At 68.6% G+C, this 21,506-nt stretch carries 22 protein-coding genes; 13 read left to right on the top strand and 9 right to left on the bottom strand.

Going from position 1 to position 21,506, the window contains the following annotated elements; all coding sequences use genetic code 11:
* Nucleotides 1–16: 16 nt before the first annotated feature.
* Nucleotides 17–784, bottom strand: coding sequence for a LytTR family DNA-binding domain-containing protein (locus tag C0481_RS20480; RefSeq protein WP_293407400.1), 768 nt, complete (start codon nucleotides 782–784; stop codon nucleotides 17–19).
* A gap of 237 nt (nucleotides 785–1,021) precedes the next feature.
* Here C0481_RS20480 and sucC point away from each other — a divergent pair, with 237 nt between their 5' ends.
* The 7 genes from sucC to C0481_RS20445 all read left to right on the top strand — a co-directional run bounded on the left by sucC (nucleotide 1,022) and on the right by C0481_RS20445 (nucleotide 9,681).
* A complete protein-coding gene (gene sucC, locus C0481_RS20475; RefSeq protein WP_293407398.1) occupies nucleotides 1,022–2,221 on the top strand; it encodes an ADP-forming succinate--CoA ligase subunit beta in 1,200 nt (399 codons plus the stop codon).
* Nucleotides 2,221–3,099 (top strand): succinate--CoA ligase subunit alpha, encoded by an 879-nt coding sequence (gene sucD, locus C0481_RS20470; RefSeq protein ID WP_293407396.1) that lies wholly within the window; start codon nucleotides 2,221–2,223, stop codon nucleotides 3,097–3,099. The genes sucC and sucD overlap by 1 nt, the downstream gene beginning before the upstream one ends.
* Nucleotides 3,100–3,211: 112 nt before the next feature.
* Nucleotides 3,212–6,166, top strand: coding sequence for a 2-oxoglutarate dehydrogenase E1 component (locus tag C0481_RS20465; RefSeq protein ID WP_293407394.1), 2,955 nt, complete (start codon nucleotides 3,212–3,214; stop codon nucleotides 6,164–6,166).
* Between the two features lie 57 nt (nucleotides 6,167–6,223).
* Complete coding sequence (odhB, locus tag C0481_RS20460; protein ID WP_293407392.1) at nucleotides 6,224–7,435, top strand: 2-oxoglutarate dehydrogenase complex dihydrolipoyllysine-residue succinyltransferase; 1,212 nt, start codon at nucleotides 6,224–6,226, stop codon at nucleotides 7,433–7,435.
* A gap of 77 nt (nucleotides 7,436–7,512) precedes the next feature.
* On the top strand, nucleotides 7,513–8,910 hold the full coding sequence (lpdA, locus tag C0481_RS20455; protein WP_293407390.1) for a dihydrolipoyl dehydrogenase: 1,398 nt from the start codon (nucleotides 7,513–7,515) through the stop codon (nucleotides 8,908–8,910).
* 10 nt (nucleotides 8,911–8,920) lie between these two features.
* Entirely contained in the window at nucleotides 8,921–9,340 is a 420-nt protein-coding gene (locus tag C0481_RS20450; protein WP_293407388.1) for a GNAT family N-acetyltransferase, read from the top strand.
* Between the two features lie 56 nt (nucleotides 9,341–9,396).
* A complete protein-coding gene (locus tag C0481_RS20445) occupies nucleotides 9,397–9,681 on the top strand; it encodes a hypothetical protein (RefSeq protein WP_293407386.1) in 285 nt (94 codons plus the stop codon).
* Nucleotides 9,682–10,023: 342 nt separating this feature from the next.
* Here C0481_RS20445 and C0481_RS20440 read toward each other — a convergent pair whose 3' ends face one another.
* Nucleotides 10,024–10,872 (bottom strand): SDR family oxidoreductase, encoded by an 849-nt coding sequence (locus tag C0481_RS20440; protein WP_293407384.1) that lies wholly within the window; start codon nucleotides 10,870–10,872, stop codon nucleotides 10,024–10,026.
* Between the two features lie 87 nt (nucleotides 10,873–10,959).
* Here C0481_RS20440 and C0481_RS20435 point away from each other — a divergent pair, with 87 nt between their 5' ends.
* Complete coding sequence (locus tag C0481_RS20435; RefSeq protein WP_293407382.1) at nucleotides 10,960–11,334, top strand: helix-turn-helix domain-containing protein; 375 nt, start codon at nucleotides 10,960–10,962, stop codon at nucleotides 11,332–11,334.
* Here the strand turns inward: C0481_RS20435 and C0481_RS20430 are convergent.
* The gene (locus C0481_RS20430; RefSeq protein ID WP_293407379.1) at nucleotides 11,331–12,260 is read right to left on the bottom strand and encodes a fatty acid desaturase; all 930 of its coding nucleotides are present in this window, start codon (nucleotides 12,258–12,260) and stop codon (nucleotides 11,331–11,333) included. The two genes, C0481_RS20435 and C0481_RS20430, sit on opposite strands and share 4 nt — an antisense overlap.
* 141 nt (nucleotides 12,261–12,401) lie before the next feature.
* Between C0481_RS20430 and C0481_RS20425 the strand changes: the two genes are divergently transcribed.
* Nucleotides 12,402–12,914, top strand: coding sequence for a helix-turn-helix domain-containing protein (locus tag C0481_RS20425; protein WP_293407377.1), 513 nt, complete (start codon nucleotides 12,402–12,404; stop codon nucleotides 12,912–12,914).
* A gap of 10 nt (nucleotides 12,915–12,924) precedes the next feature.
* Here C0481_RS20425 and C0481_RS20420 read toward each other — a convergent pair whose 3' ends face one another.
* The 4 genes from C0481_RS20420 to fsa form a co-directional block, all read right to left on the bottom strand.
* Nucleotides 12,925–13,374: a GNAT family N-acetyltransferase gene (locus tag C0481_RS20420; protein WP_293407374.1), complete on the bottom strand. Its 450-nt coding sequence runs from the start codon at nucleotides 13,372–13,374 to the stop codon at nucleotides 12,925–12,927.
* 225 nt (nucleotides 13,375–13,599) lie between these two features.
* On the bottom strand, nucleotides 13,600–14,529 hold the full coding sequence (locus tag C0481_RS20415; protein WP_293407372.1) for a tyrosine recombinase XerC: 930 nt from the start codon (nucleotides 14,527–14,529) through the stop codon (nucleotides 13,600–13,602).
* Complete coding sequence (locus C0481_RS20410) at nucleotides 14,514–15,191, bottom strand: DUF484 family protein (protein WP_293407370.1); 678 nt, start codon at nucleotides 15,189–15,191, stop codon at nucleotides 14,514–14,516. The genes C0481_RS20415 and C0481_RS20410 overlap by 16 nt, the downstream gene beginning before the upstream one ends.
* Before the next feature lie 18 nt (nucleotides 15,192–15,209).
* Nucleotides 15,210–15,863 (bottom strand): fructose-6-phosphate aldolase, encoded by a 654-nt coding sequence (gene fsa / locus C0481_RS20405; protein ID WP_293407367.1) that lies wholly within the window; start codon nucleotides 15,861–15,863, stop codon nucleotides 15,210–15,212.
* Between the two features lie 188 nt (nucleotides 15,864–16,051).
* On the opposite strand from fsa, the gene C0481_RS20400 reads away from it, so the two are divergent.
* Complete coding sequence (locus C0481_RS20400) at nucleotides 16,052–18,214, top strand: primosomal protein N' (RefSeq protein WP_293407365.1); 2,163 nt, start codon at nucleotides 16,052–16,054, stop codon at nucleotides 18,212–18,214.
* 134 nt (nucleotides 18,215–18,348) lie between these two features.
* Here the strand turns inward: C0481_RS20400 and C0481_RS20395 are convergent, their stop codons facing one another.
* Complete coding sequence (locus C0481_RS20395) at nucleotides 18,349–19,155, bottom strand: TerC family protein (RefSeq protein ID WP_293407363.1); 807 nt, start codon at nucleotides 19,153–19,155, stop codon at nucleotides 18,349–18,351.
* A 61-nt stretch (nucleotides 19,156–19,216) separates the two neighbouring features.
* On the bottom strand, nucleotides 19,217–19,795 hold the full coding sequence (locus C0481_RS20390; RefSeq protein WP_293407361.1) for a TetR/AcrR family transcriptional regulator: 579 nt from the start codon (nucleotides 19,793–19,795) through the stop codon (nucleotides 19,217–19,219).
* A gap of 74 nt (nucleotides 19,796–19,869) precedes the next feature.
* On the opposite strand from C0481_RS20390, the gene C0481_RS20385 reads away from it, so the two are divergent.
* From C0481_RS20385 to C0481_RS20375, 3 genes are all read left to right on the top strand, one after another.
* The gene (locus tag C0481_RS20385) at nucleotides 19,870–20,283 is read left to right on the top strand and encodes a VOC family protein (RefSeq protein ID WP_293407359.1); all 414 of its coding nucleotides are present in this window, start codon (nucleotides 19,870–19,872) and stop codon (nucleotides 20,281–20,283) included.
* 89 nt (nucleotides 20,284–20,372) lie between these two features.
* A complete protein-coding gene (locus tag C0481_RS20380; RefSeq protein WP_293407357.1) occupies nucleotides 20,373–20,741 on the top strand; it encodes a hypothetical protein in 369 nt (122 codons plus the stop codon).
* Between the two features lie 67 nt (nucleotides 20,742–20,808).
* Nucleotides 20,809–21,492: a CHAP domain-containing protein gene (locus tag C0481_RS20375; RefSeq protein WP_269627311.1), complete on the top strand. Its 684-nt coding sequence runs from the start codon at nucleotides 20,809–20,811 to the stop codon at nucleotides 21,490–21,492.
* Nucleotides 21,493–21,506 lie beyond the last annotated feature (14 nt).

The raw sequence follows: 21,506 nt of genomic DNA, 5'->3' as shown, positions 1-21,506 counted from the left end.
GGTTATAGGCTGCGGGTCAGATCCAGCCGCGTTCGCGCAGTTGCCGGGCGTAGGTGCGGCTGACCGGAACCTCTGAGCCGTCCTTCAGGGTCAGGGTGGCGCGGCCGTCGCCGCGGCGCGCCTCGGTGATGGCGTCCCGCGCCACCCACCACGAGCGGTGCACCTGCGCCCCTACGATCCCCTCCAGCTCAGCCACCGCGTCCGCCAGCCGCAGCAGGATCAGGTCCTGGCCTTTGGAGGTGTGCAGCCGCAGATAATGGTCTTCGGCCTCCACCGCCCAGATCTCTGCGCCGCGCAGCTTGAGCGGAAGCCGTTCGAGGAAGCGGGGCGGAGCGGGGGCGGCGGCCACGGCGTCGCGGCGTCGCGCCGCCAGTACGTTGACCGCGGTGATCACCAGCGTAACCAAGGCGACGCTGACGAAAAGCGAGGCGAGCGCCCTCGTCGGGATCGGCGAGTGCAGCAGGCGCGCGTTGACCATCCAGACCAGGGCGGTCAGCGGCCCGGCGATCACCAGCGCATAGAGGCCGGTGCGCAGCCACAGGTTCGGCGTCCGGTTGCGGATCGGGAAGGCGAAGCGCGAGACGAGCCCGCCCCAGACCGTGCCGATGCTTAGCGTTCCGGCCCAGTAGGCCAGGCGGAGGCCGAGCGGCAGCTCCCCCATCCCGAAGGCGCCCGAGACGGCCAGGAACACGGCCGCGACCCCGGCGATGGCGAAGCCGCGGGCCCATCCGCCGACCCCGCCCATGGGGCCATATTCGAACCACTTCGCCTTCACTGAGCGCATGCGCAGGAGAAAACACGATTGGGTCCCATGAGGAAGCGCGGCGCTGGCGCGTCCTAATGGTCGAGCGATTGTTGTGATTGGTCTTTCTTCGATGACGTTGGCGTCAAGATTGTATACAGTAGGCGAAAATACGCGGTTTTGTTGGGGGCTCGCGGTTGCCACATTGAGCGGTGGCGCCTATAACCCCGGCCGTCCGCCGAGCCCGGCGGGTTTCCCGATCACGCGTTACGCGGCCTCATGAACATCCACGAGCATCAAGCCAAGTCCGTCCTCTCCGAGTTCGGCGTGGCGGTCCCGCGCGGCTATGCCGCCTTCTCCGTCGACGAAGCGGTCAAGGCCGCCCAGGACCTCGGTGGTCCGGTCTTCGTCGTGAAGTCCCAGATCCACGCCGGCGGACGCGGCAAGGGCCGCTTCGAAGGCCTCGGTCCCGACTCCAAGGGCGGCGTCCGCGTCGTCAAGTCGGTCGATGAGGTCAAGGCCAACGCCGAGGAGATGCTCGGCCGCGTGCTGGTGACCCACCAGACCGGTCCCAAGGGCAAGCAGGTGAACCGCCTCTACATCGAGGAAGGCGCCGCGATCGCCAAGGAATTCTACCTGTCGCTGCTGGTCGACCGCGAAACGAGCCGTGTCTCGGTCGTGGCCTCCACCGAAGGCGGCATGGACATCGAGGAGGTCGCGCACTCGACCCCCGAGAAGATCGTCACCTTCTCCATCGACCCGGCCACCGGCGTCTTCCCGCACCACGCTCGCGCGCTGTCCAAGGCGCTCGGCCTGACGGGTGGCCTGGCCAAGGAAGCGGCCACGCTTCTCTCGCAGCTCTACACGGCGTTCCTCGCCAAGGACATGAGCATGCTGGAGATCAATCCGCTGATCGTGACCGGCGATGATCACCTGCGCGTCCTGGACGCCAAGGTCAGCTTCGACTCCAACGCGCTGTTCCGTCACCCGGACATCGTCGCCCTGCGCGACGAGAGCGAAGAGGACCCGAAGGAAATCGAGGCCTCCAAGTTCGACCTCAGCTACATCGCCCTCGATGGCGAAATCGGCTGCATGGTCAACGGCGCGGGCCTGGCCATGGCCACCATGGACATCATCAAGCTCTACGGCGCCGAGCCGGCGAACTTCCTGGATGTCGGCGGCGGCGCCGATGAGCCGAAGGTCACTGCGGCCTTCAAGATCATCATGGCCGACCCGAACGTGAAGGGCATCCTGGTCAACATCTTCGGCGGCATCGCCCGTTGCGACATCCTCGCCAACGGCGTGGTCAACGCGGTGAAGCAGGTCGGCCTGTCGGTTCCGCTGGTGGTTCGCCTGGAAGGCACCAACGCCGAACTCGGCAAGAAGATCATCAACGAAAGCGGTCTGAACGTGATCGCGGCGAACGACCTTTCGGACGGCGCTGAGAAGATTGTCAAAGCCGTGCGGGAGGCGAACTGATGTCCATCCTCATCGGTAAAGAGACGCGAGTCATCTGCCAGGGCATCACCGGCGCCCAAGGCACCTTCCACTCCGAGCAGGCCATCGCCTACGGCACCAAGATGGTCGGCGGCGTGACCCCGGGCAAAGGCGGCCAGACGCACATCGGCCTGCCGGTGTTCGACACCGTGGCCGAGGCGGTCAAGCAGACCGGCGCCGACGCCAGCGCGATCTACGTCCCGCCGCCCTTCGCGGCCGACTCGATCCTGGAAGCCATCGACGCCGAAGTCCCGCTGATCATCTGCATCACCGAGGGCATCCCGGTGACCGACATGATCAAGGTCAAGAAGGCCCTGGCCGGCTCCAAGTCGCGCCTGATCGGCCCGAACTGCCCCGGCGTCCTGACGCCGGACCAGTGCAAGATCGGCATCATGCCGGGCAACATCTTCAAGAAGGGCTCGGTCGGCGTGGTTTCGCGCTCCGGCACCCTGACCTACGAAGCGGTGTTCCAGACCACCAACGTCGGCCTCGGCCAATCGACGGCGGTCGGCATCGGCGGCGACCCGGTCAAGGGCACCGAGTTCATCGACATGCTCGACCTGTTCCTCAAGGACCCGGAAACCGAGTCGATCATCATGATCGGCGAAATCGGCGGCTCGGCTGAAGAAGACGCGGCCGAGTTCATCAAAAATTCGCCCATCAAGAAGCCTATGGTCGGCTTCATCGCTGGTCGTACGGCGCCTCCGGGCCGCCGCATGGGCCACGCCGGCGCGATCATCTCCGGCGGCAAGGGCGGTGCGGAAGACAAGATCGCTGCGATGGAGGCCGCGGGCATCCGCGTCTCGCCGTCGCCGGCGGCTCTGGGCGAAACCCTTCTTCAGGTGCTGAAAGGCGCCTGACGGCGAGCCGGGCGCCTGGAAGGCGCCCGGCGACAACCTAAGTAGTATGGGCGGTCCGCGCTCGGCTCCTTCTTCCTGAAGTCCGCGCGACGGGCCCCGGGAAACGGACGAAATGGCGGACGACGGCAGTCTGATCAACGAGGTGCTCGCGGAGACCTCATTCCTCTACGGCGGCAACGCCGCATTCGTGGAGGACCTCTACGCGAAATGGGCGGCGAACCCCGCCTCGGTCGACGCCTCCTGGCAGGCCTTCTTCTCTTCGCTGAACGACCGCGCCGAAGAGGTGAAGGCCGCAGCCGGCAAGCGCTCCTGGACCAAGCCGGGCGCCCCGGCCGCCCGTCCTGACTGGCTCTCGGCCATCGACGGCCTCTGGCCGGCGGTCGAGGCCAAGGTCGGCGCCAAGGTCGCCGAGCGCGCCGCGCCCAGCGCCTCGCCGGAATCGGTCCGCGCCGCCACCCTCGACTCCCTGCGCGCGATCATGATGATCCGCGCCTATCGGATGCGCGGCCACCTGCGCGCCAACCTCGATCCGCTGGGCATCACGGTGCCGGACGGCGACGCCTCCGAGCTCGACCCGGCGACCTACGGCTTCACCGAGGCCGACTTCGACCGTCCGATCTTCCTCGACTACGTGCTGGGCCTGGAGACGGGCACGGTTCGCGAGATCCTGGCGATCCTCAAGCGCACCTACTGCGGCGACATCGGCGTGCAGTACATGCACATCTCCGACCCGGCCCAGAAGGCCTGGCTGCAGGAGCGCATCGAGGGCCGCGACAAGGAGATTCACTTCACCAAGGAGGGCAAGGTCGCCATCCTCAAGAAGCTGATCGAGGCCGAAGGCTTCGAGCGCTTCCTGCACAAGCGCTATCCGGGCACCAAGCGCTTCGGCCTGGACGGCGGCGAAGCCATGGTCCCGGCCATGGAGCAGATCATCAAGCGCGGCGGCGCGCTGGGTGTTCGCGACATCGTGCTCGGCATGCCGCACCGCGGCCGCCTCAACGTGCTGGCCGCCGTCATGGCCAAGCCGTACCACGTCATTTTCCACGAGTTCCAAGGCGGCTCGTCGGTCCCCTCGGACATCGAGGGCTCGGGCGACGTGAAGTACCACATGGGCGCCTCGTCGGACCGCGCGTTCGACGGCAACAACGTCCACCTGTCGCTGACCGCCAACCCCTCGCACCTGGAGATCGTCAACCCGGTCGTCCTGGGCAAGGCGCGCGCCAAGCAGGCCTTCACCCTTCGCGATGCGCCTGAGAGCGGCCGCGGCCATGTCCTGCCGCTGCTGCTGCACGGCGACGCGGCCTTCGCCGGCCAGGGCGTCGTGGCCGAGTGCTTCGCGATTTCGGGCACCAAGGGCTACCGCACCGGCGGCACCATCCACTTCATCGTCAACAACCAGATCGGGTTCACGACGGCGCCGCAGTACAGCCGCTCCTCGCCCTATCCGTCGGACGTGGCGCTGATGGTCGAGGCGCCGATCTTCCACGTGAACGGCGACGACCCCGAAGCCGTGACCTTCGTGGCCAAGGTGGCCACCGAGTTCCGCCAGCAGTTCGGCAAGGACGTCGTCATCGACATGTTCTGCTACCGGCGGTTCGGTCACAACGAGGGTGACGACCCGACGATGACCTCGCCCTTGATGTACGCCAAGATCAAGGACCATCCGCCGACCCGCGAGCTCTACGCGCGCAAGCTGGTCGCCGAGGGCGTGGCCACCGAGACCGAAGTCGCCGGCTGGGTGACCGAGTTCGAGGACTTCCTCGACAAGGAGTTCGAGGCCGGCAAGACCTACAAGCCCAACAAGGCCGACTGGCTGGACGGCAAGTGGGCGGGCCTGGCCCTGCCCGAGGGCGACGATCGCCGCGGCGACACCAGCGTGCCGATGCAGAAGCTGGTCGACCTGGGCCAAAAGATCACCGCCATCCCCGAGCGCCTGGACGTCCACAAGACCGTTCGCCGCGCGATCGAGAACCGCCGCTCGGCCATCGAGGCCGGTGAAGGCCTCGACTGGGCGACCGCCGAGCACCTGGCCTTCGCCAGCCTGCTCGACGAGGGCTTCCCGGTCCGTCTGGCCGGTCAGGACAGCGCCCGCGGTACCTTCGTGCAGCGCCACACCGACCTGATCGACCAGAAGACCGAGGAGCACTACACCCCGCTGTCGCACCTGCGTCCGGGCCAGGCTCACTTCGAGGTCATCGACTCGGCGCTGTCGGAAGAGGCGGTGCTGGGCTTCGAGTACGGCTTCTCGCTGGCCGACCCGAAGACCCTGACCCTGTGGGAAGCCCAGTTCGGCGACTTCGCCAACGGCGCCCAGGTGGTCATCGACCAGTTCATCTCGTCGGGCGAACGCAAGTGGCTGCGGATGAGCGGCTTGGTCATGCTGCTGCCGCACGGTTACGAAGGCCAGGGCCCCGAGCACTCCTCGGCCCGCCTCGAGCGCTTCTTGCAGCTGTGCGCGGAAGACAACCTGCAGGTCGTCAACTGCTCGACCCCGGCCAACTACTTCCACGCCCTGCGCCGTCAGCAGCGCCGCGAGTTCCGCAAGCCGCTGATCGTCATGACGCCGAAGTCGCTGCTGCGGCACAAGAAGGCGACCTCGACGATGGCCGACCTGGCCGAGGGCTCGTCCTTCCACCGCGTGCTGAACGACGACGCCGAACGCGGCGCCAACACTTCGGTCAAGCTGGTCGCGCCGGACAAGATCCGCCGCGTCGTGCTGTGCTCGGGCAAGGTCTATTACGACCTGCTGGACGCGCGCGAGGAGAAGGGCGTCGACGACGTCTACATCATGCGCCTCGAGCAGTTCTATCCGTGGCCGGTGAAGTCGCTGTCGGCGGAACTGTCGCGCTTCCCGAACGCTGAGCTGGTCTGGTGTCAGGAAGAGCCGAAGAACATGGGCGGCTGGACCTTCGTCGACCCGTGGCTGGAGCTCACCCTCGAGCGCCTCAAGGTCAAGGCCAAGCGCGCCCGCTACGTCGGTCGCCCGGCCTCGGCCTCGACCGCCGCCGGCCTGATGAGCCGCCACATGCGCGAACTGCAGAACTTCCTCGCGGACGCCTTCGCTTAAGGCGTCCCCGGGCTTCCAAGTAAAAGAATAGAGCGAAGAGAGAGACAGGTACTTCCAATGGCCGACATCATGACCCCCGCCCTGGGCGAGTCCGTCACCGAGGCGACGGTCGCGCGCTGGACGAAGAAGGCGGGCGACGCCGTTCGGAAGGACGAGATCCTGGTCGAACTGGAAACCGACAAGGTGAGCCTCGAGGTCGCCGCCCCCGCGGACGGCGTGCTCGAGTTCATCGCCGCCGAAGAAGGCGCGACCGTCGAGCCGGGCGCTGTGCTCGGTCGTCTGGCCGAAGGCGCCGTGGCTTCGGCCCCGGCCGCCGCGCCGGCCCCCAAGGCTGAAGCGCCGAAGCCGGCTCCGGCCCCCGCGCCGGCTCCGGCCGCGGCTCCCGCCGCCGCTGCGCCGCTGGCGCCGTCGGCCCAGCGCATCGTCGCCGAGAACAACCTCGACGCCGGCGCCATCGCCGGGTCGGGCAAGGCCGGCCGCGTGACCAAGGGCGACGCCCTGGCCGCCCTGGAAGCCCGCGCCAACGCTCCGGCCGCCCCAGCCTCTCCGGCCGCGCCGCGTGAGATCCACGCGCGCGAAGAGCGGGTCCGCATGACCCGCCTGCGCCAGACCATCGCGCGCCGCCTGAAGGAAGCCCAGAACGCCGCGGCCATGCTCACGACCTTCAACGAGGTCGACATGAGCGCGGTCATGGCCCTGCGCAACCAGTACAAGGACGGTTTCGAGAAGAGCCACGGCGTGAAGCTCGGCTTCATGAGCTTCTTCGTGAAGGCGGTGATCCACGGCCTGAAGCACGTGCCGGACGTCAACGCCGAGATCGACGGCACCGACGTCATCTACAAGAACCACTACGACATCGGCGTCGCCGTCGGCACCGAAAAGGGCCTGGTGGTTCCGGTGCTGCGCGACGCTGACGCGCTGTCGCTATCGGGCATCGAAAAGGGCATCGGCGCCCTGGGCAAGAAGGCCCGCGACGGCCAGCTCGCCCTGGAAGACCTGCAAGGCGGCACGTTCACGATCTCGAACGGCGGCGTTTACGGCTCGCTGATGTCGACCCCGATCCTCAACGCCCCGCAGTCGGGCATCCTGGGCATGCACAAGATCCAGGAACGCCCGATGGCCGTGAACGGCCAGGTGGTGATCCGCCCGATGATGTACCTGGCGCTCAGCTACGATCACCGCATCGTCGACGGCCAGGGCGCGGTGACCTTCCTGGTCAAGGTCAAGGAAGCCATCGAAGACCCGCAGCGTCTGCTGCTGGACGTCTAAATCACGCCGTCACCGGCGAACGCATCTCATGGCGGCGGGGCTTTCACGCCTCGCCGTTTTGCTAAGGACTTAGAGCAATGGCTCAATACGACGTCATCATCATCGGCGGCGGCCCCGGCGGCTACAACGCCGGCATCCGCGCGGGCCAGCTGGGCCTGAAGGCCGCTGTGGTGGAGAAGCGCACGACGCTGGGCGGCACCTGCCTTAACGTCGGCTGCATGCCCTCCAAGGCGCTGCTGCACGCCTCGGAACTGTACGAAGCCGCCGGCGGCGAGTTCGCCACCCTCGGCATCGAGGTGAAGCCCAAGCTGAACCTCGTGCAGATGATGAAGCAGAAGGCCGACTCGGTGACCGCCCTGACCAAGGGCATCGAGTTCCTGTTCAAGAAGAACAAGGTCGAGTGGATCAAGGGCGCCGGCAAGATCACCGGCCCGGGCAAGGTCGAGGTCACCGCCGAGGACGGCTCGGTCACCACCCTGGAAGCCAAGAACATCGTCATCGCCACCGGGTCGGAACCGACCCCGCTGCCGGGCGTGACCATCGACCAACAGCGCATCGTCGACTCCACCGGCGCCCTGTCGCTGCCGGAAGTGCCGGGAAGCCTGATCGTCATCGGCGCCGGCATCATCGGCCTCGAGCTCGGCTCGGTGTGGCGCCGCCTGGGCTCGAAGGTCACCGTCGTCGAGTTCCTCGACCGCATCACGCCCGGCATGGACGCCGAGACCGCCAAGACCTTCCAGCGCTCGCTGACCAAGCAGGGCGTGGAGTTCAAGCTGGGCGCCAAGGTGACCGGGGCGACCGCTTCCAAGAAGGGCGTCTCGCTCACCGTCGAGCCGGTGGCCGGCGGCGCGGCCGAGACCCTGGAAGCCGAGTACGTGCTGGTCGCCATCGGCCGCCGTCCCTACACCGAGGGCCTCGGCCTGGAGAATGTCGGCATCACCCCCGACAAGCGCGGCTTCATCGAAACCGACCACTTCAAGACCTCGGCGCCGGGCGTCTGGGCGATCGGCGACGCCATCCACGGCCCGATGCTGGCCCACAAGGCCGAGGAAGACTCGGTCGCCTGCATCGAGATGATCGCCGGCAAGTACGGCCACGTGGACTACAATCTGGTCCCCAGCGTGGTCTACACCTACCCGGAAGTCGCCTGGGTCGGTCAGACCGAGGAGCAGCTGAAGGAGGCGGGCGTCGCCTACAAGGTCGGCAAGTTCCCGTTCAGCGCCAACAGCCGCGCCAAGATCAATCATGAGACCGAAGGCTTCGCCAAGGTCCTGGCCGACGCCAAGACCGACGAGATTCTCGGCGTCCACATCGTCGGTCCGCAAGCCGGCGAGATGATCGGCGAGTATTGCGTGGCCATGGCCTTCAAGGCCGCCAGCGAGGACATCGCCCGCGTCTGCCATCCGCACCCGACCCGCTCGGAAGCCGGCCGCCAGGCCGCCATGGGCGTCGAAGGCTGGACCATGCAGGCCTGATGATCGCCCAATGATCGAGATAAGGCGCGCGCAGGCTGACGAGATCGCGGCCTGCGCGGCGCTTTACGAGCGCGTTCTGCGCGAGACCTTCACCTGGGTCCCGCCGCAGCGGCATCAGGCCGCCGACTTCCTCCACGCCGCCGAGCAGGAGGAAGTCTACCTGGCCCGGGACGGCGATCGCCTGCTGGGGATCGCCGGCTTCCACCGGCCCGGAAATTTCCTGCATTCCCTCTATGTCGAGACCCGCGGCGCCGGCGTCGGCAAGGCGCTGCTTGACCACGTGGCCGCGGTCGCCGACGGGCCGCTGTCGCTCAAGTGCCAGTCCCCGAACCTGCGGGCCCAGGACTTCTACCTGCGCGAGGGCTTCCGCATCGTCGATGTCGGCCGCGACCCGGGCGCGGCGTTCACCTGGCTGCGGATGAGCCGCTGAATCCGCTTCAGGCTGTCACAGTCCGGGCGTAGATTCTCCCCAACAGGAGGATCGCCATGGCCGCTTCCCTGCTTCTGACCGCCCTGGCGGCGACCGCGCTGTCCGCGCCGCCCGCCCCATCCTGCCCCAAGGAGGCGACGCTGCAGGTCGCCGATCCGGCCCGCCCCGCGGCGCTGCTGCGGCCGCAGGACCGCCGCGGCCCGGCCGGCGCCCAGACCCTGGCCAGCCTGCCGCCGGCCGGAATGCACCTGACCGTCATGCGCTCGATAGACGGCTGCGCCGTCTCGACCCAGGTCCGCCAGAACGTCCAGGGCGACGGCCGCTTCGCCAAGCCGCGGTAGTTCTCGAGCTTTAGACGTCCCTCTCCCCCGTGGGGGAGAGGGTAGGGTGAGGGGGCCTCCGCGGCGCCGTCTCGCCACCGTCGGCCGAAGTGCGCCGCTGCGCGCCGCCGACCCCTCACCCGACCTCTCCCCTCAAGCGGGGAGAGGAGAATGGGGATCGGTTTCCCCATGCCGCGCTAGCCAACAATCCGCATTTGTCATCCCGGTTTGCGAAGCAAGACCGGGACCCATTCGCGGCTGGATCTGAGGAATAGGCGACGCCTCGCCACCGGGGGCCCGATCCGGTGTTCATGGGTCCCGGTCTTCGGCTGCGCCGAAACCGGGATGACAGCTGAGTGGCGGTTAGCCGATCGCCGCCGCCAAGGTCTCCTTGAACGGCGTCGTCGGCCGCCCGATCAGGCCGCTCAGCACACGACCATCGTCGAACAGCGCGCCCTGCGCGGCCGCGGCGTCGCTCTGCGCCAGCATCTCGGCGATCGGGGCCGGCAGGCCCGCGCCCTTCAGCGCCGCCGCATAGTCGGCCTCCGGCAGGTTCGAATAGACCACCGGCTTGCCGGCGACCTCCGACAGCGCCTGGGCGAACTGGGTCAGGGTGAAGGCCTCGTCTCCGGCCAGCTCATAGGTCCCGCTCACCGCCTCGCCGGTCAGCACCTTCACCGCGGCGGCAGCGTAGTCGGCGCGGCTGGCGGCGGAGATCTTGCCGTCGCCGGCGCTGCCCAGCAGGGCCCCGTGGGCCAGGGCGGCGGGCGCCGCCTGCACATAGTTCTCGGTGTACCAGCCGTTGCGGAGCAGGGCGTGCGCCAGGCCGCTGGCCTGCAGCGCCGCCTCGGTCGCCCGGTGCTCGACCGCCAGGCCCAGCGGGCTGACATCGGCGCGCAGGATGCTGGTGTAGGCGATGAAGCTCACCCCGGCGGTCTTGGCCGCATCGATCACCGCCTGATGTTGCGGCGTGCGCTTGCCGACCTCGCTCGACGAGATCAGCAGCAGCCGCTCGACCCCGGCCAGGGCGGGGGCCAGGGTCTGCGGGGCGTCATAGTCGAAGGCGCGGACCTGCACCCCGCGCGCGGCGACGTCGGCCAGCTTGGCCGGATCGCGGGCCAGGGCGACGATCTGGTCGGGGGCGACGGTGTTCAGCAGGGCGTCCAGGGCGAGCCGGCCGAGTTGGCCCGTGGCTCCGGTGATGGCGTACATGGCTGTCCCTCATTCTTGGGATTGAAGTTGCAGCCGGCCATCTAGGTTCCTAACTTCCTTTTCGTAAGTACGTACGCAGAGGTAAGTATGGACGCGCCCTCCCGCCTGGCCGACCGCATGCAGCGCGGCGACGTGTTCGCCCCGCGCTGTCCCTCGCGTGAGGTTCTCAAGCACGTCACCAGCACCTGGGGTGTGCTGGTGCTGATCGCCCTGCGCGGCGGCACGCTGCGGTTCAGCGAATTGCGCCGCAAGGCGGCTGGGGTCAGCGAGCGGATGTTGGCCCAGACCCTGCAACAGCTCGAGGGCGACGGCCTGCTGGTCCGGCGCAGCTATCCGGTCGTGCCGCCGCACGTCGAGTACAGCCTGACCGAGTTCGGCCAGGAGGCGGCCCAGCACGTCGAGGCGCTCGCCGACTGGATCGAGGAGCGCCTGCCGGAGCTGGCGAAGGCCGCGGAACCCTAGTCGGTGATCGTGCGGCGGCCGGGCCCGACCATCAGCCCTTCGACCCGCGAGCCTTCCAGCTTCAGCACCGGGCGCAGGCGATGGAACAGCCGCGCATAGTTGTAGAACGGCACGCTGGGCCACAGGTGATGCATCAGGTGCAGGTTCTGCTGCAGGGTCAGGAAGGTGCCGCCGGCCCACAGGCTGATGCGGGTGTTCAGATAGCGCTCGGTCTGGTCGAACGGGTGGTGCGGCAGCCACTGGAACAGGATGTTCAGCGCCAGGATGCCGATCCGGGTCGGCAGGAACCACAGCATCAGCCATTCGGCGACGTGGCCGGTGGCGATCGCCGCGATCAGCAGCGCCCAGGTGAACAGGGTGACGGCGGTGACCTGGGCGATTTCGCTGGGGCTCAGGATCGTGCCCAGCCGCTTGTAGCGCGCGGCGCTGATGAACCGCAGCGCCCCCATCGGGATCAGCGACATCGGAACCCCGATCAGCCACTTGCGCAGCAGCTGGACGAAGGTGCCCTTCACCGAGATGTCGGGGTCGCGCTCTGTGTTGGTGTGCGAGTGATGCAGCACGTGAGTGCGCTGCAGCGCCGGCCAGCCCGAACCCATGCCCAGCGACCCAATCCAGCCGACCACGGTGTTGATCCAGTGCAGGCTCTTGGGCGCGGCGACCACGTTGCCGTGGATCGACTCGTGAACAAGCGTGTAGTGCGCGTAGGAGATCACAGCCAGCACGGGCAGGCAGGCCCACAGCGGCCAGGCTCCGGTGAAGCCCAAGGCGATGACGCCGATCAGCGCCGCCGGCAGGGCGAGCGCCAGGAACAGGGTCGGCCAGGCCACCGCCGGCGACAGCTCCTGCGCGATCTTCCGCTCGTCGGCGTGTGAAATCCCGATCGCCGCGCGCAGCGCCTTCGGGTCGTGAGCGCCGTCAGCCATGACCTTCCTCCATTCCCACTGTCCCGGGGTTTGGCCGGACGATAGCAACTTTGAAACTCAAAGCGACTCAAAAATGACGCCGGTGTCATCTTTTGTCGCGCCGCCGCTTGGTGCTATGCAGGAGCGGGGCGGAGAAAGCGCATGAGCGGACCAGACGGCGACTACGGCGACGACACCCTGTGTCCGATCGCCCATTCCACCGGCCTGGTGGGCGACCGCTGGTCGATCCTCATCGTTCGCGAGCTGCTGCTCGGCCAGAGCCGTTTCCAGGATCTCCAGGCTCAGACCGGCGCCTCCAGCCAGGTGTTGGCCGCGCGGCTCAAGCGGCTGGAGGCCGACGGCCTGGTCGAGCGCCACGCCTATAGCGAACGCCCCCCGCGGCACGAGTACCGGCTGACCGACAAGGGCCGCGACCTGATGCCGGTGATCCTGGCGCTGCGGACCTGGGGCGAGCGCTGGTGCAAGCCGGCCGGCGGCCAACCGGCCACCCGGATGTTCCACCGGGCCTGCGACAGCGAGCTGGATCTCAGCGGACACTGCCCGAAATGCGACGTGCTGGTCGACTGGCACGACACGCGCGCCCAGCTCAGCGACGCCTGGGCCGACGAGCGCAGCCAGCGCGCCGCCGGTTTCGCCGAGCACCGCAAGGCGTAGGGAAGGGGCCCTACGGCCGGCGGATCTCGAAGTAGGTCTTGGCGTCCCGCGTGAACCCGACGCCTTCGTAGAACCGCAGGGTGGATTCCCGCCGCGACCCGGTCGCGAGCAGCACCTTGTAGCAGTCGGCAGCCCACGCCTTGTCGAGCGCCGCTTCCAGCGCCGCGCGGCCGAGGCCGGTGCGGCGATGGCCTTCGTCGGTCACCACGTTCTCGATCACCCCGTAAGGCCGCGCTCCGCGCGACAGGTTGGGGACGATGGCCAGCGTGCAGGACGCGACCAACCGTCCCTCGATCTCGACCACGAACGGTGTGGTCAGGCCCGAAACCAGCAGCGCCGCCCAGACCGGCGCGGCGGTCGCGGCGTCCAGCACCGGATCGCCAGGATTGAGCTGCCGATAGAGCGCCAGCACGCCGGCCAAGTCGTCGGGCCTCGCGGGGCGGATGACAGGCTTGAGCATGGGGGGACGCTAAAGCGTATCGCTACGCGAGTCCCTCTCCCCCGCGGGGGAGAGGGTAGGGTGAGGGGGCTTGGCCTCTCCGGACCACGACGGTTGGCGTGAATGCGCCGCTCCGCGCCGCGAACCCCTCACCGAACCTCTCCCCTCAAGCGGGGAGGGGAGAAAAAGGTGCGGTCCCGCTTCCAACTGGAGGAGAGGAGAATTGACTGGGGACCTCTCCCACGCTCACGCGTGCGGATGGGCCTTGGCGTAGGCGCTGAGCAGCGAGGCCGCGTCGACCTCGGTATAGCGCTGGGTGGTCGACAGCGAGGCGTGGCCCAGCAGTTCCTGGATCGAGCGCAGGTCGGCGCCGGCGCCCAGCAGGTGGGTGGCGAACGAGTGACGCAGGGCGTGCGGGGTGGCGCTGTCGGGCAGGCCGAGCCGCCCGCGCAGGCCCTGGACCGTCGCCTGCACGTGCCGCGGGCTCAAAGGGCCGCCGCGCTTGGCGCGGAACAGCGGTTCGTCGGGCTCCAGCACGAATGGCAGGTCGGCGACGTAGGCGGCGATCGCCGCCTGCACCGCCGGCAGCACCGGGACCATCCGGGTCTTGCCGCCCTTGCCGAGGATGCGCAGCGTCTCGGGAACCGGCGCGTCGCTGCGCTTCAGCGACAACGCCTCGGAGATCCGCAGTCCGCAGCCGTAGAGCAGGGTCAGCACCGCCTGGTCGCGGCTGACCTCCCAGTCGTCGCGATCGGGGTCGAAGGCCGGCTCGGCGATCAGCCCGGCGGCCTGATCCTCGCTGACCGGCCGCGGGGCGGACGGGACCACGCGCGGGCCGCGCACCAGGGCGATGGCGGCGTTCGGCGTGTCCAGCCGGCGGTCGAGGAAGCGGTGGAAGGTGCGGATCGCCGACAGCGACTGCGACAGCGAGCGTGCGGAGAGCGGATGGTCGCCCTGGCGCAGGTGCGCCAGCCAGGCGCGGATCTCGCTGGCGGCCAGCGTCCCCATGTCGGAGAGGCTCAAGGTCTCGCCGCGATGGCGTTCCAGGAAACTGATGTAGCGGCCGCCCGCGAAGGCGTAGGCCTCGACCGTGCGCGGCGAGGCGCGGCGCTCCTTGGCCAGGTGCTCTAGCCACTGGGCGAGAGCCTGGCGGGCGCTGGTCACAGGACCGGCCACCGCTCCGCGGTCCGCTCGACCACGCGGGCGAGGAAGGCGACCAGTTCGGCGCCCATGTCTTCGGTGAAGCCGTGTTCGTCGGCCGAGCCGAAAGCCAGCAGGCCCTCGCGGGAGGGCTCCCAGATCGCCATGCGGACCATGGCCATGGAGCGGACCTGCGGCGCGCGATCGCCGAACAGGCCCAGCGCCACCGGCTCGAAGCCCATCAGCGCCACGCGGTCGTGGCCGATGATCATGTCGATCTGGCCCTCGACCAGCATTCGCCAGCCAGCCGGGGTGCGTTCAGGTCCTTCCAAGGCGACCACGCCGCTGATCAGGCCAAAGCGCAACTGGGCCAGTTCGTCGACCCGGCGGGCCAGGTCGGCGTGGTTGCGCGATTCCAGCATGTCGACGACTGCGCCGTGGGTCTGGGCCTGGGCGGCGAAGTTGGCGCGGGCGGTGGCTTCCAGGTGCTTGCGCGCGCTGGACTCGCGCTTGTGCGCTTCGTGCACCCGGGCCAGGGCCGCGGGGCCGAAGTCGATCACGTTGGCCGCGTCTTCGCGCAGGCCAAGCTCGGCCAGCAGGGCGGTGTCGCCGCGCAGGAAGTCGGGATTGTCGGATAGGAAGCGGCGAACCTCGCGGGGCTCAAGACTGTGTTCCTTCGCCTTCGCCCCGCGTTCCATATGCCCGCCCCCAGCCTTCTACAGGATGGACTGGCCCGTCTTGGCCCAGTCGCTGAGGAATTGTTCAAGACCCTTTTCGGTTAACGGGTGCTTGAAGAGGTCGGCGAAGGTGGTGGGCGGAATGGTCGCGCAGTCGGCGCCGGCCAGGGCCGCGGCGGTCACGTGGGACGGGGTGCGGATCGACGCGGCGAGGATTTCGGTGTCGAAGCCGTAGTTGTCGTAGATCGCGCGGATTTCTTCGATCAGGCTCATGCCCTCGGCGCCGTAGTCGTCCAGGCGGCCGATGAACGGCGAGATGTAGCTGGCGCCGGCCTTGGCGGCGAGCAGCGCCTGGGCGGCGGTGAAGCACAAGGTGACGTTGGTCTGGATGCCCTGCACCGCGAACTCGGCGGTGGCGATCAGGCCGTTGCGGGTCAGCGGCAGCTTCACCACCACGTTGGGGGCGATGGCGGCCAGCTTGGCGCCTTCGGCCAGCATGCCCTCGACTTCGGTCGCGGCGACTTCGGCGCTCACCGGGCCCTCGACGAGCTCGCAAATCTCGGCGATCACCTCCAGCATGGGGCGGCCGGACTTGGCGATCAGGGTCGGGTTGGTGGTCACCCCGTCCACCAGGCCGGTGGCGGTGAGCTCCTTGAGCAGGCCGATGTCGGTGGTGTCGAGGAAGAGCTGCATGGGTGACCTTCTGGCGCGGGGTTGGGAGCGGGTTGAGGAAAAGTGCGCAGCGGTTTTCCGCCCGCAACCCGCTCAACGTTTTTGAAGATGATCCTCAACGAGACCATGCGGTTCCGCCTGATCTCGTTGAGGTCTTGGGGCTCTTTACCGTTTGCAGCCGCGTGCGGCCAGCCTATCTGGACGGGGCCATGAGCCGCATCGCCTCCGTCCTTCTGCCCATGCCCCTGCCCGAGGCGTTCGACTACGCCGAGCCGGAGGGGATGGAGCTCGTCGTCGGCGACCAGGTGGCTGCGCCGCTGGGCCCGCGGCTGCTGCGCGGCGTCGTCGTCGCCCTGCGCGAAGGCGCCGGCGGCAACCGGCCGCTGAAGGTTCTCGACAGCAAGCTCGACTCCCCGCCGCTGCCGCCGGGCGCGATCGAGTTCGTGCAGTGGGCGGCGCGCTACTCGGTCGACGCGCCCGGCCAGCCGCTGGCCATCGCCATCCGCGGCGCCCGCGCCCCCAAGGCCAAGCCCGAACGAGTGCTGGAGGCGACCGGCGTCCTGCCGGCCCGCTCGACCCCCGCGCGGCTCAAGGTGCTGGAGGCCGCCGCCAGCGGCCCGCAGGCGCCGGCTGATCTGGCCCGCGCCGCCGGGGTCTCGGCCGGGGTGGTCAAGGGCCTGGTCGACGAGGGCGCGTTGGCCCTGCGGCTGATCGAGGCCGACGGGGGGTTCCCCGAGCCCGACCTCGCCCGCGCCGGCCACGCGCTGAATCCCAGCCAGGCCGCCGCCGCCGGCGCTCTGGTCGACATGGTCGCCGAGGGCGGTTTCAACGTCGCCCTGCTCGACGGCGTCACCGGCTCGGGCAAGACCGAGGTCTATCTGGAGGCGGTCGCCGCCGCCCTGGCCCGCGACCCCGCCGCGCAGGTGCTGGTCATGCTGCCCGAGATCGCCCTGACCCAGGCGGTGATCGCCCGGTTCGTGGAACGCTTCGGGGTGCAACCGGCCGAATGGCACTCCGACGTCGCCCCGCCGATGCGCCGGCGGACCTGGGACGCCGTCGCCACCGGCCGGGCCCGGATCGTCATCGGCGCCCGCTCGGCCCTGTTCCTGCCGTTCACGCACCTGGCGCTGATCATCGTCGATGAGGAGCATGACGGCTCCTACAAGCAGGACGAGGGGTTCATCTACCAGGCCCGCGACCTCTCGGTGATGCGCGGCAAGATCGAGGGCGCGGGCGTGATCCTGGCCTCGGCCACGCCGTCGCTGGAGACCCTGCGCAACGCCGAGACCGGCCGCTATCGCTGGCTGAAGCTGACCAGCCGCCACGGGACCGCGCAGCTGCCCGACATCACCCTCATCGACCTGAAGGCGACGCCGCCGCCGCCCGGCCGCTGGCTCTCGCCGCCGCTGGTCGACGCAATGGGCCAGACGCTGGCCGCCGGCGAGCAGACCCTGCTGTTCCTCAACCGCCGCGGCTACGCCCCGTTGGTGCTCTGCAAGGCTTGCGGCGAGAAGCTGACCTCGCCCGACACCGACTCTTGGCTGGTCGAGCACCGCTATTCCGGCCGCCTGGTCTGCCATCTGACCGGCTTCTCCATGCCCAAGCCCGACAAGTGTCCGCACTGCGGGGCCAAGGACAGCCTGACCTCGATCGGCCCAGGCGTGGAGCGGGTGGAGGAGGAGGCCCGCCACCTGTTCCCCGACGCCCGCATCGCCGTCTTCTCGTCCGACACGGTCTGGGACGCCAAGGAGGCGCGCCGCCTGGTCGACTCCATGGCCGACGGCGAGATCGACATCCTGGTGGCGACCCAGGCGGCCGCCAAGGGCCACAACTTTCCGAAGCTGACCCTGGTGGGCGTGGTCGACGCCGACCTTGGCCTGCGCGGCGGCGACCTGCGCGCGGCCGAGCGCACCTATCAGCTGCTGGCCCAGGCCACCGGCCGGGCCGGACGCCGCGACCGCCCCGGCCGCGCGCTCTTGCAGACCTACGCCCCCGAGCACTCGGTGATGCAGGCGCTGAAGGCCCAGGACCGCGACGCCTTCGTCGAGGCCGAGATGGCCGAGCGCGAGATCATGAAGCTGCCGCCGTTCGGGCGGCTGGGGGCGATCGTGGTCTCCGGTCCCGACGCCGCGGCGCTGGAGGCCTTCGCCCGCGAGATGGCCAAGGTCGCGCCCAACGCCGAGGGGGTCGAGGTCTACGGCCCGGCCGATGCGCCGCTCAGCCTGGTGCGCGGCCGGCGGCGCAAGCGCTTCCTGGTCCGCGCCGACCGCAATGTCGACCTCTCGGCCTACCTCGCCACCTGGCGCGCGCGCGTGCGGCCGCCCGGCGCGATCCGGGTCGCCATCGACGTCGATCCGTACAGTTTTCTGTGAGCCGTCCTAATTCCTCCCCCGCTGGGGGAGGTGGGTCGCGGCGGAGCCGCGAGACGGAGGGGGGCTGCTGAGTCAGCAAGCCCCCTCAGTCCGCCATGCGGCGGACAGCTCCCCCAGGAGGGGGAGCAATCACGTCAGTGCTTGGTCGCGTCCTGGCCCAAGGCCTCGCGCTTCTTCGCCGCGTTGCGGCTCCACATGTTGAGCCCCTCGACTCCGGCCGAGAACGCCATCGCCGCGTAGATGTAGCCCTTCGGCACGTGCACGCCGAAACCGTCGGCGATCAGCACGGTGCCGATCATCAGCAGGAAGCCCAGGGCCAGCATCACCACGGTCGGGTTGTTGTTGATGAAGTTGGCCAGCGGGTCGGCGGCCACCAGCATCACCGTCACGGCGAAGATCACCGCGATGACCATGACCGGCAGGTGCTCGGTCATGCCGACGGCGGTCAGGATCGAGTCGATCGAGAACACCAGGTCCAGCATGATGATCTGGACGATCGCGGCGCCGAAGTTGGACGCGACCGCCTTCTTGGAGTCGAACACGTCGTCGTTCGGGGTCGGATCGACCGTGTGGTGGATTTCGGTGGTCGCCTTCCAGACCAGGAACAGGCCGCCGGCGATCAGGATCAGGTCGCGCCACGAGAACGCCAGCTCCCAGGCCGGCTTGCCGTGCTCGTCCAGCGCCCCGTGCCAGGGCAACTCGAACACCGGCGCGGTCAGGCCGACGATGAAGGCCAGGGTCGACAGCAGCGCCAGGCGCATGACCAGGGCCAGGCCGATGCCGATGCGGCGGGCCTTGGTGCGGTGCTCGGGGGGCAGCTTGTTCGAGAGGATGGAGATGAAGATGAGGTTGTCGATGCCAAGGACCACCTCCATGACGATGAGCGTGATCAGCGCCGCCCACACGGCCGGATCAGCAGCTAGGGTCATAAGGGTGTCCATCGAGGTCCTCTCGGTTGTATGGAAATTCTATCGAGCCAACCGCGTCAGATAAGGTGGAGTTTCACCGCCGCAAGCGGACCAGTGTCTCAACAAAGCTCGATTTCAGCCGCGCCAGCGCCTCAGGCCCCTCGGTGTGGCCGGCCCAGACCACCCCGTAGTTCAGCGCGCCGTTGATCATCACCGCCAGGGCTTCGGGGTCGCCCTCCAGGCTGCCCTCGACGACCGCGGCCCGCACCCCCTCGATCAGCAGGCCAAAGCCGTGCCGCCGGTCCATCTCGTTCCAGGCCTCCCAGCCCAGCACGCTGGGGGCGTCGAGGATCAGGATGCGGCGCACCTGCGGGTCGGCCATGAAATCGAGAAAGCCCAGGCAGCCGGCCACCAGCCCGTCGAAGGCGCTGGCCTGTGCGTCCGCGTCGGTCTCGATCACGCGCTCGGCTTCGCCGTGCAGGTCCTCGCAGACCGCCGCGAACAGCGCCTGCTTGTCGGCGAAGTGATGATAGAGCGCCCCGCGGGTCACGCCCGCCGCCGCCAGGATCGCCTCGGTGCTGGTCGCGCCATATCCTTCGGCGGCGAACAGCTCGCGCGCCGCGCTCACCAGCCCCGTTCGCGTCGCCGCCGCCCGCTGCGCCTTCACGCCCATCGCCGATTTCCCATTTGACATACAGACAGTCTGTATCTTAACTCGCGGCTCAGAGCGATCAAGGGACAGACGCCATGAAATTCGTCGACCGCTACCCGATCATCGTCACGCCCAGGCTCGCGGATTGCCGCGACTTCTGGACCGCCCACCTGGGGTTCGAGGTGGTCTTCGAGGCCGACTGGTTCGTCCTGCTGGCCGCCGACGGCGCCAGCCTGGCCTTCATGCATCCGAATCATCCGTCGAGCCCGCCGGGGCCGCAGGCGTTCTCCGGCCACGGCATGTGCTTTGAGCTGCAGGTCGAGGACGCCACCCTGGCCTATGAGGAGTTTCGCGACCGCGGCCTGCGGGTCGACTACGCCCTGGCCCATGAGCCGTTCGGCCAACTGCGCTTCGGCTTCTTCGATCCCTCCGGCCTCTGGGTCGACGTGGTCGAGCAGGTGGAGCCGGCTGAAGGCTTCTGGGACCGCTACATGACGACGGCGGCATAGCCGGCGCGGGGGCCCGTTTGCGCGGCCCGCGCAGAATCGAGGCGCGGCCGCTTGTCGGGATCGCCGTTTCGACCCTCGCGGCGCCTAATATGACGGCGATCGCCGCTCCCGATGCCGTAATCGTGACCGTAGTCGGGGCCGCGATCTTCTTCCCCGTGCGCATGCCGCAAACGGCCTTTGAAACATTTGGTAACGCACAGCTCGTTTATCCGCGGAAGATCGACTGCTCCGTCTACATGGTCTGTGTTCGACGGAAGATAGTATTCGCGAGTTCGGTCTCGAAAGTATTTGAGCTCAACGGCCAGCGCCGCCCGCAAGGGCTGTGGTTAGTTTTCCTGGGTCGAGTCGTTTCACTGGCCGCGATGCCGGATCAACTTGCTGAGAAGTCGGCCCGGGCTCGCATGAAGCTGTGGGCGGATGCGCGCGAGGCTCGGCGACCTTCTACCGCAGGCGCGTAAAGACTCTTTTCATCGGGGCGTGAGATGGTTACCCCTTACGCTGTTCGCGTGGGGGAGTACCCGTAGCATGCTTAAACGACCGAGGGCCGTGATCGGCTCCCTGGCCGCCGCGGCGGTTATGTTCTTTGCTCCGATTTCGGGTGCGATGGCCGATACCTATTGGCAGTGCGTCCCGTTCGCGCGTCTGATTTCCGGCGTCCAGATCTATGGCGACGCCTGGACCTGGTGGCGTCAGGCCGTCGGCAAGTACGAAACCGGCTTCAGCCCCAAGGCGGGCGCCGTGCTTTGCTTCAAGCCCACCGGCAAGATGCGTCTTGGCCATGTCGCGGTGGTCAGCCAGGTGCTCACCGACCGCGTCATCCAGATCACCCACGCCAACTGGTCGCGTATCGGCGGCACCCGCGGGCAGATCGAAAAGGACGTCACCGTCATCGACGTTTCGCCGGCCGGCGACTGGTCGCAGGTCAAGGTCTGGTACGACCCGGTGCGTGACCTCGGCTCGTCGACCTATCCGACCCACGGCTTCATCTATCAGGACGCCAACGCCCTTCGCATGGCGAGCAACAAGCTCAACGGCGCGCAGAACACCGCTCTCGCCGTGGCCCAGGGCGCGGCCAACCAGGTCGCCTCGGTGGTTCGTCCGGGCGCTGGTCCGCTGCAGATGCTGAGCCAGGCGGCCGACTCCACCGACCGGATCGCCGCCCTGATCCAGGCCGCGACCCAGATGACCCCGCCGGCCGAGTCCAACTGACCGGCCGGGCGTTG

The sequence above is a fragment of the Phenylobacterium sp. genome (genome assembly GCF_013822795.1).
Classification (GTDB): domain Bacteria; phylum Pseudomonadota; class Alphaproteobacteria; order Caulobacterales; family Caulobacteraceae; genus Phenylobacterium.
The sequence above is the reverse complement of the archived record's forward strand: the minus strand, read 5'-3'. Positions and strand labels throughout refer to the sequence as shown.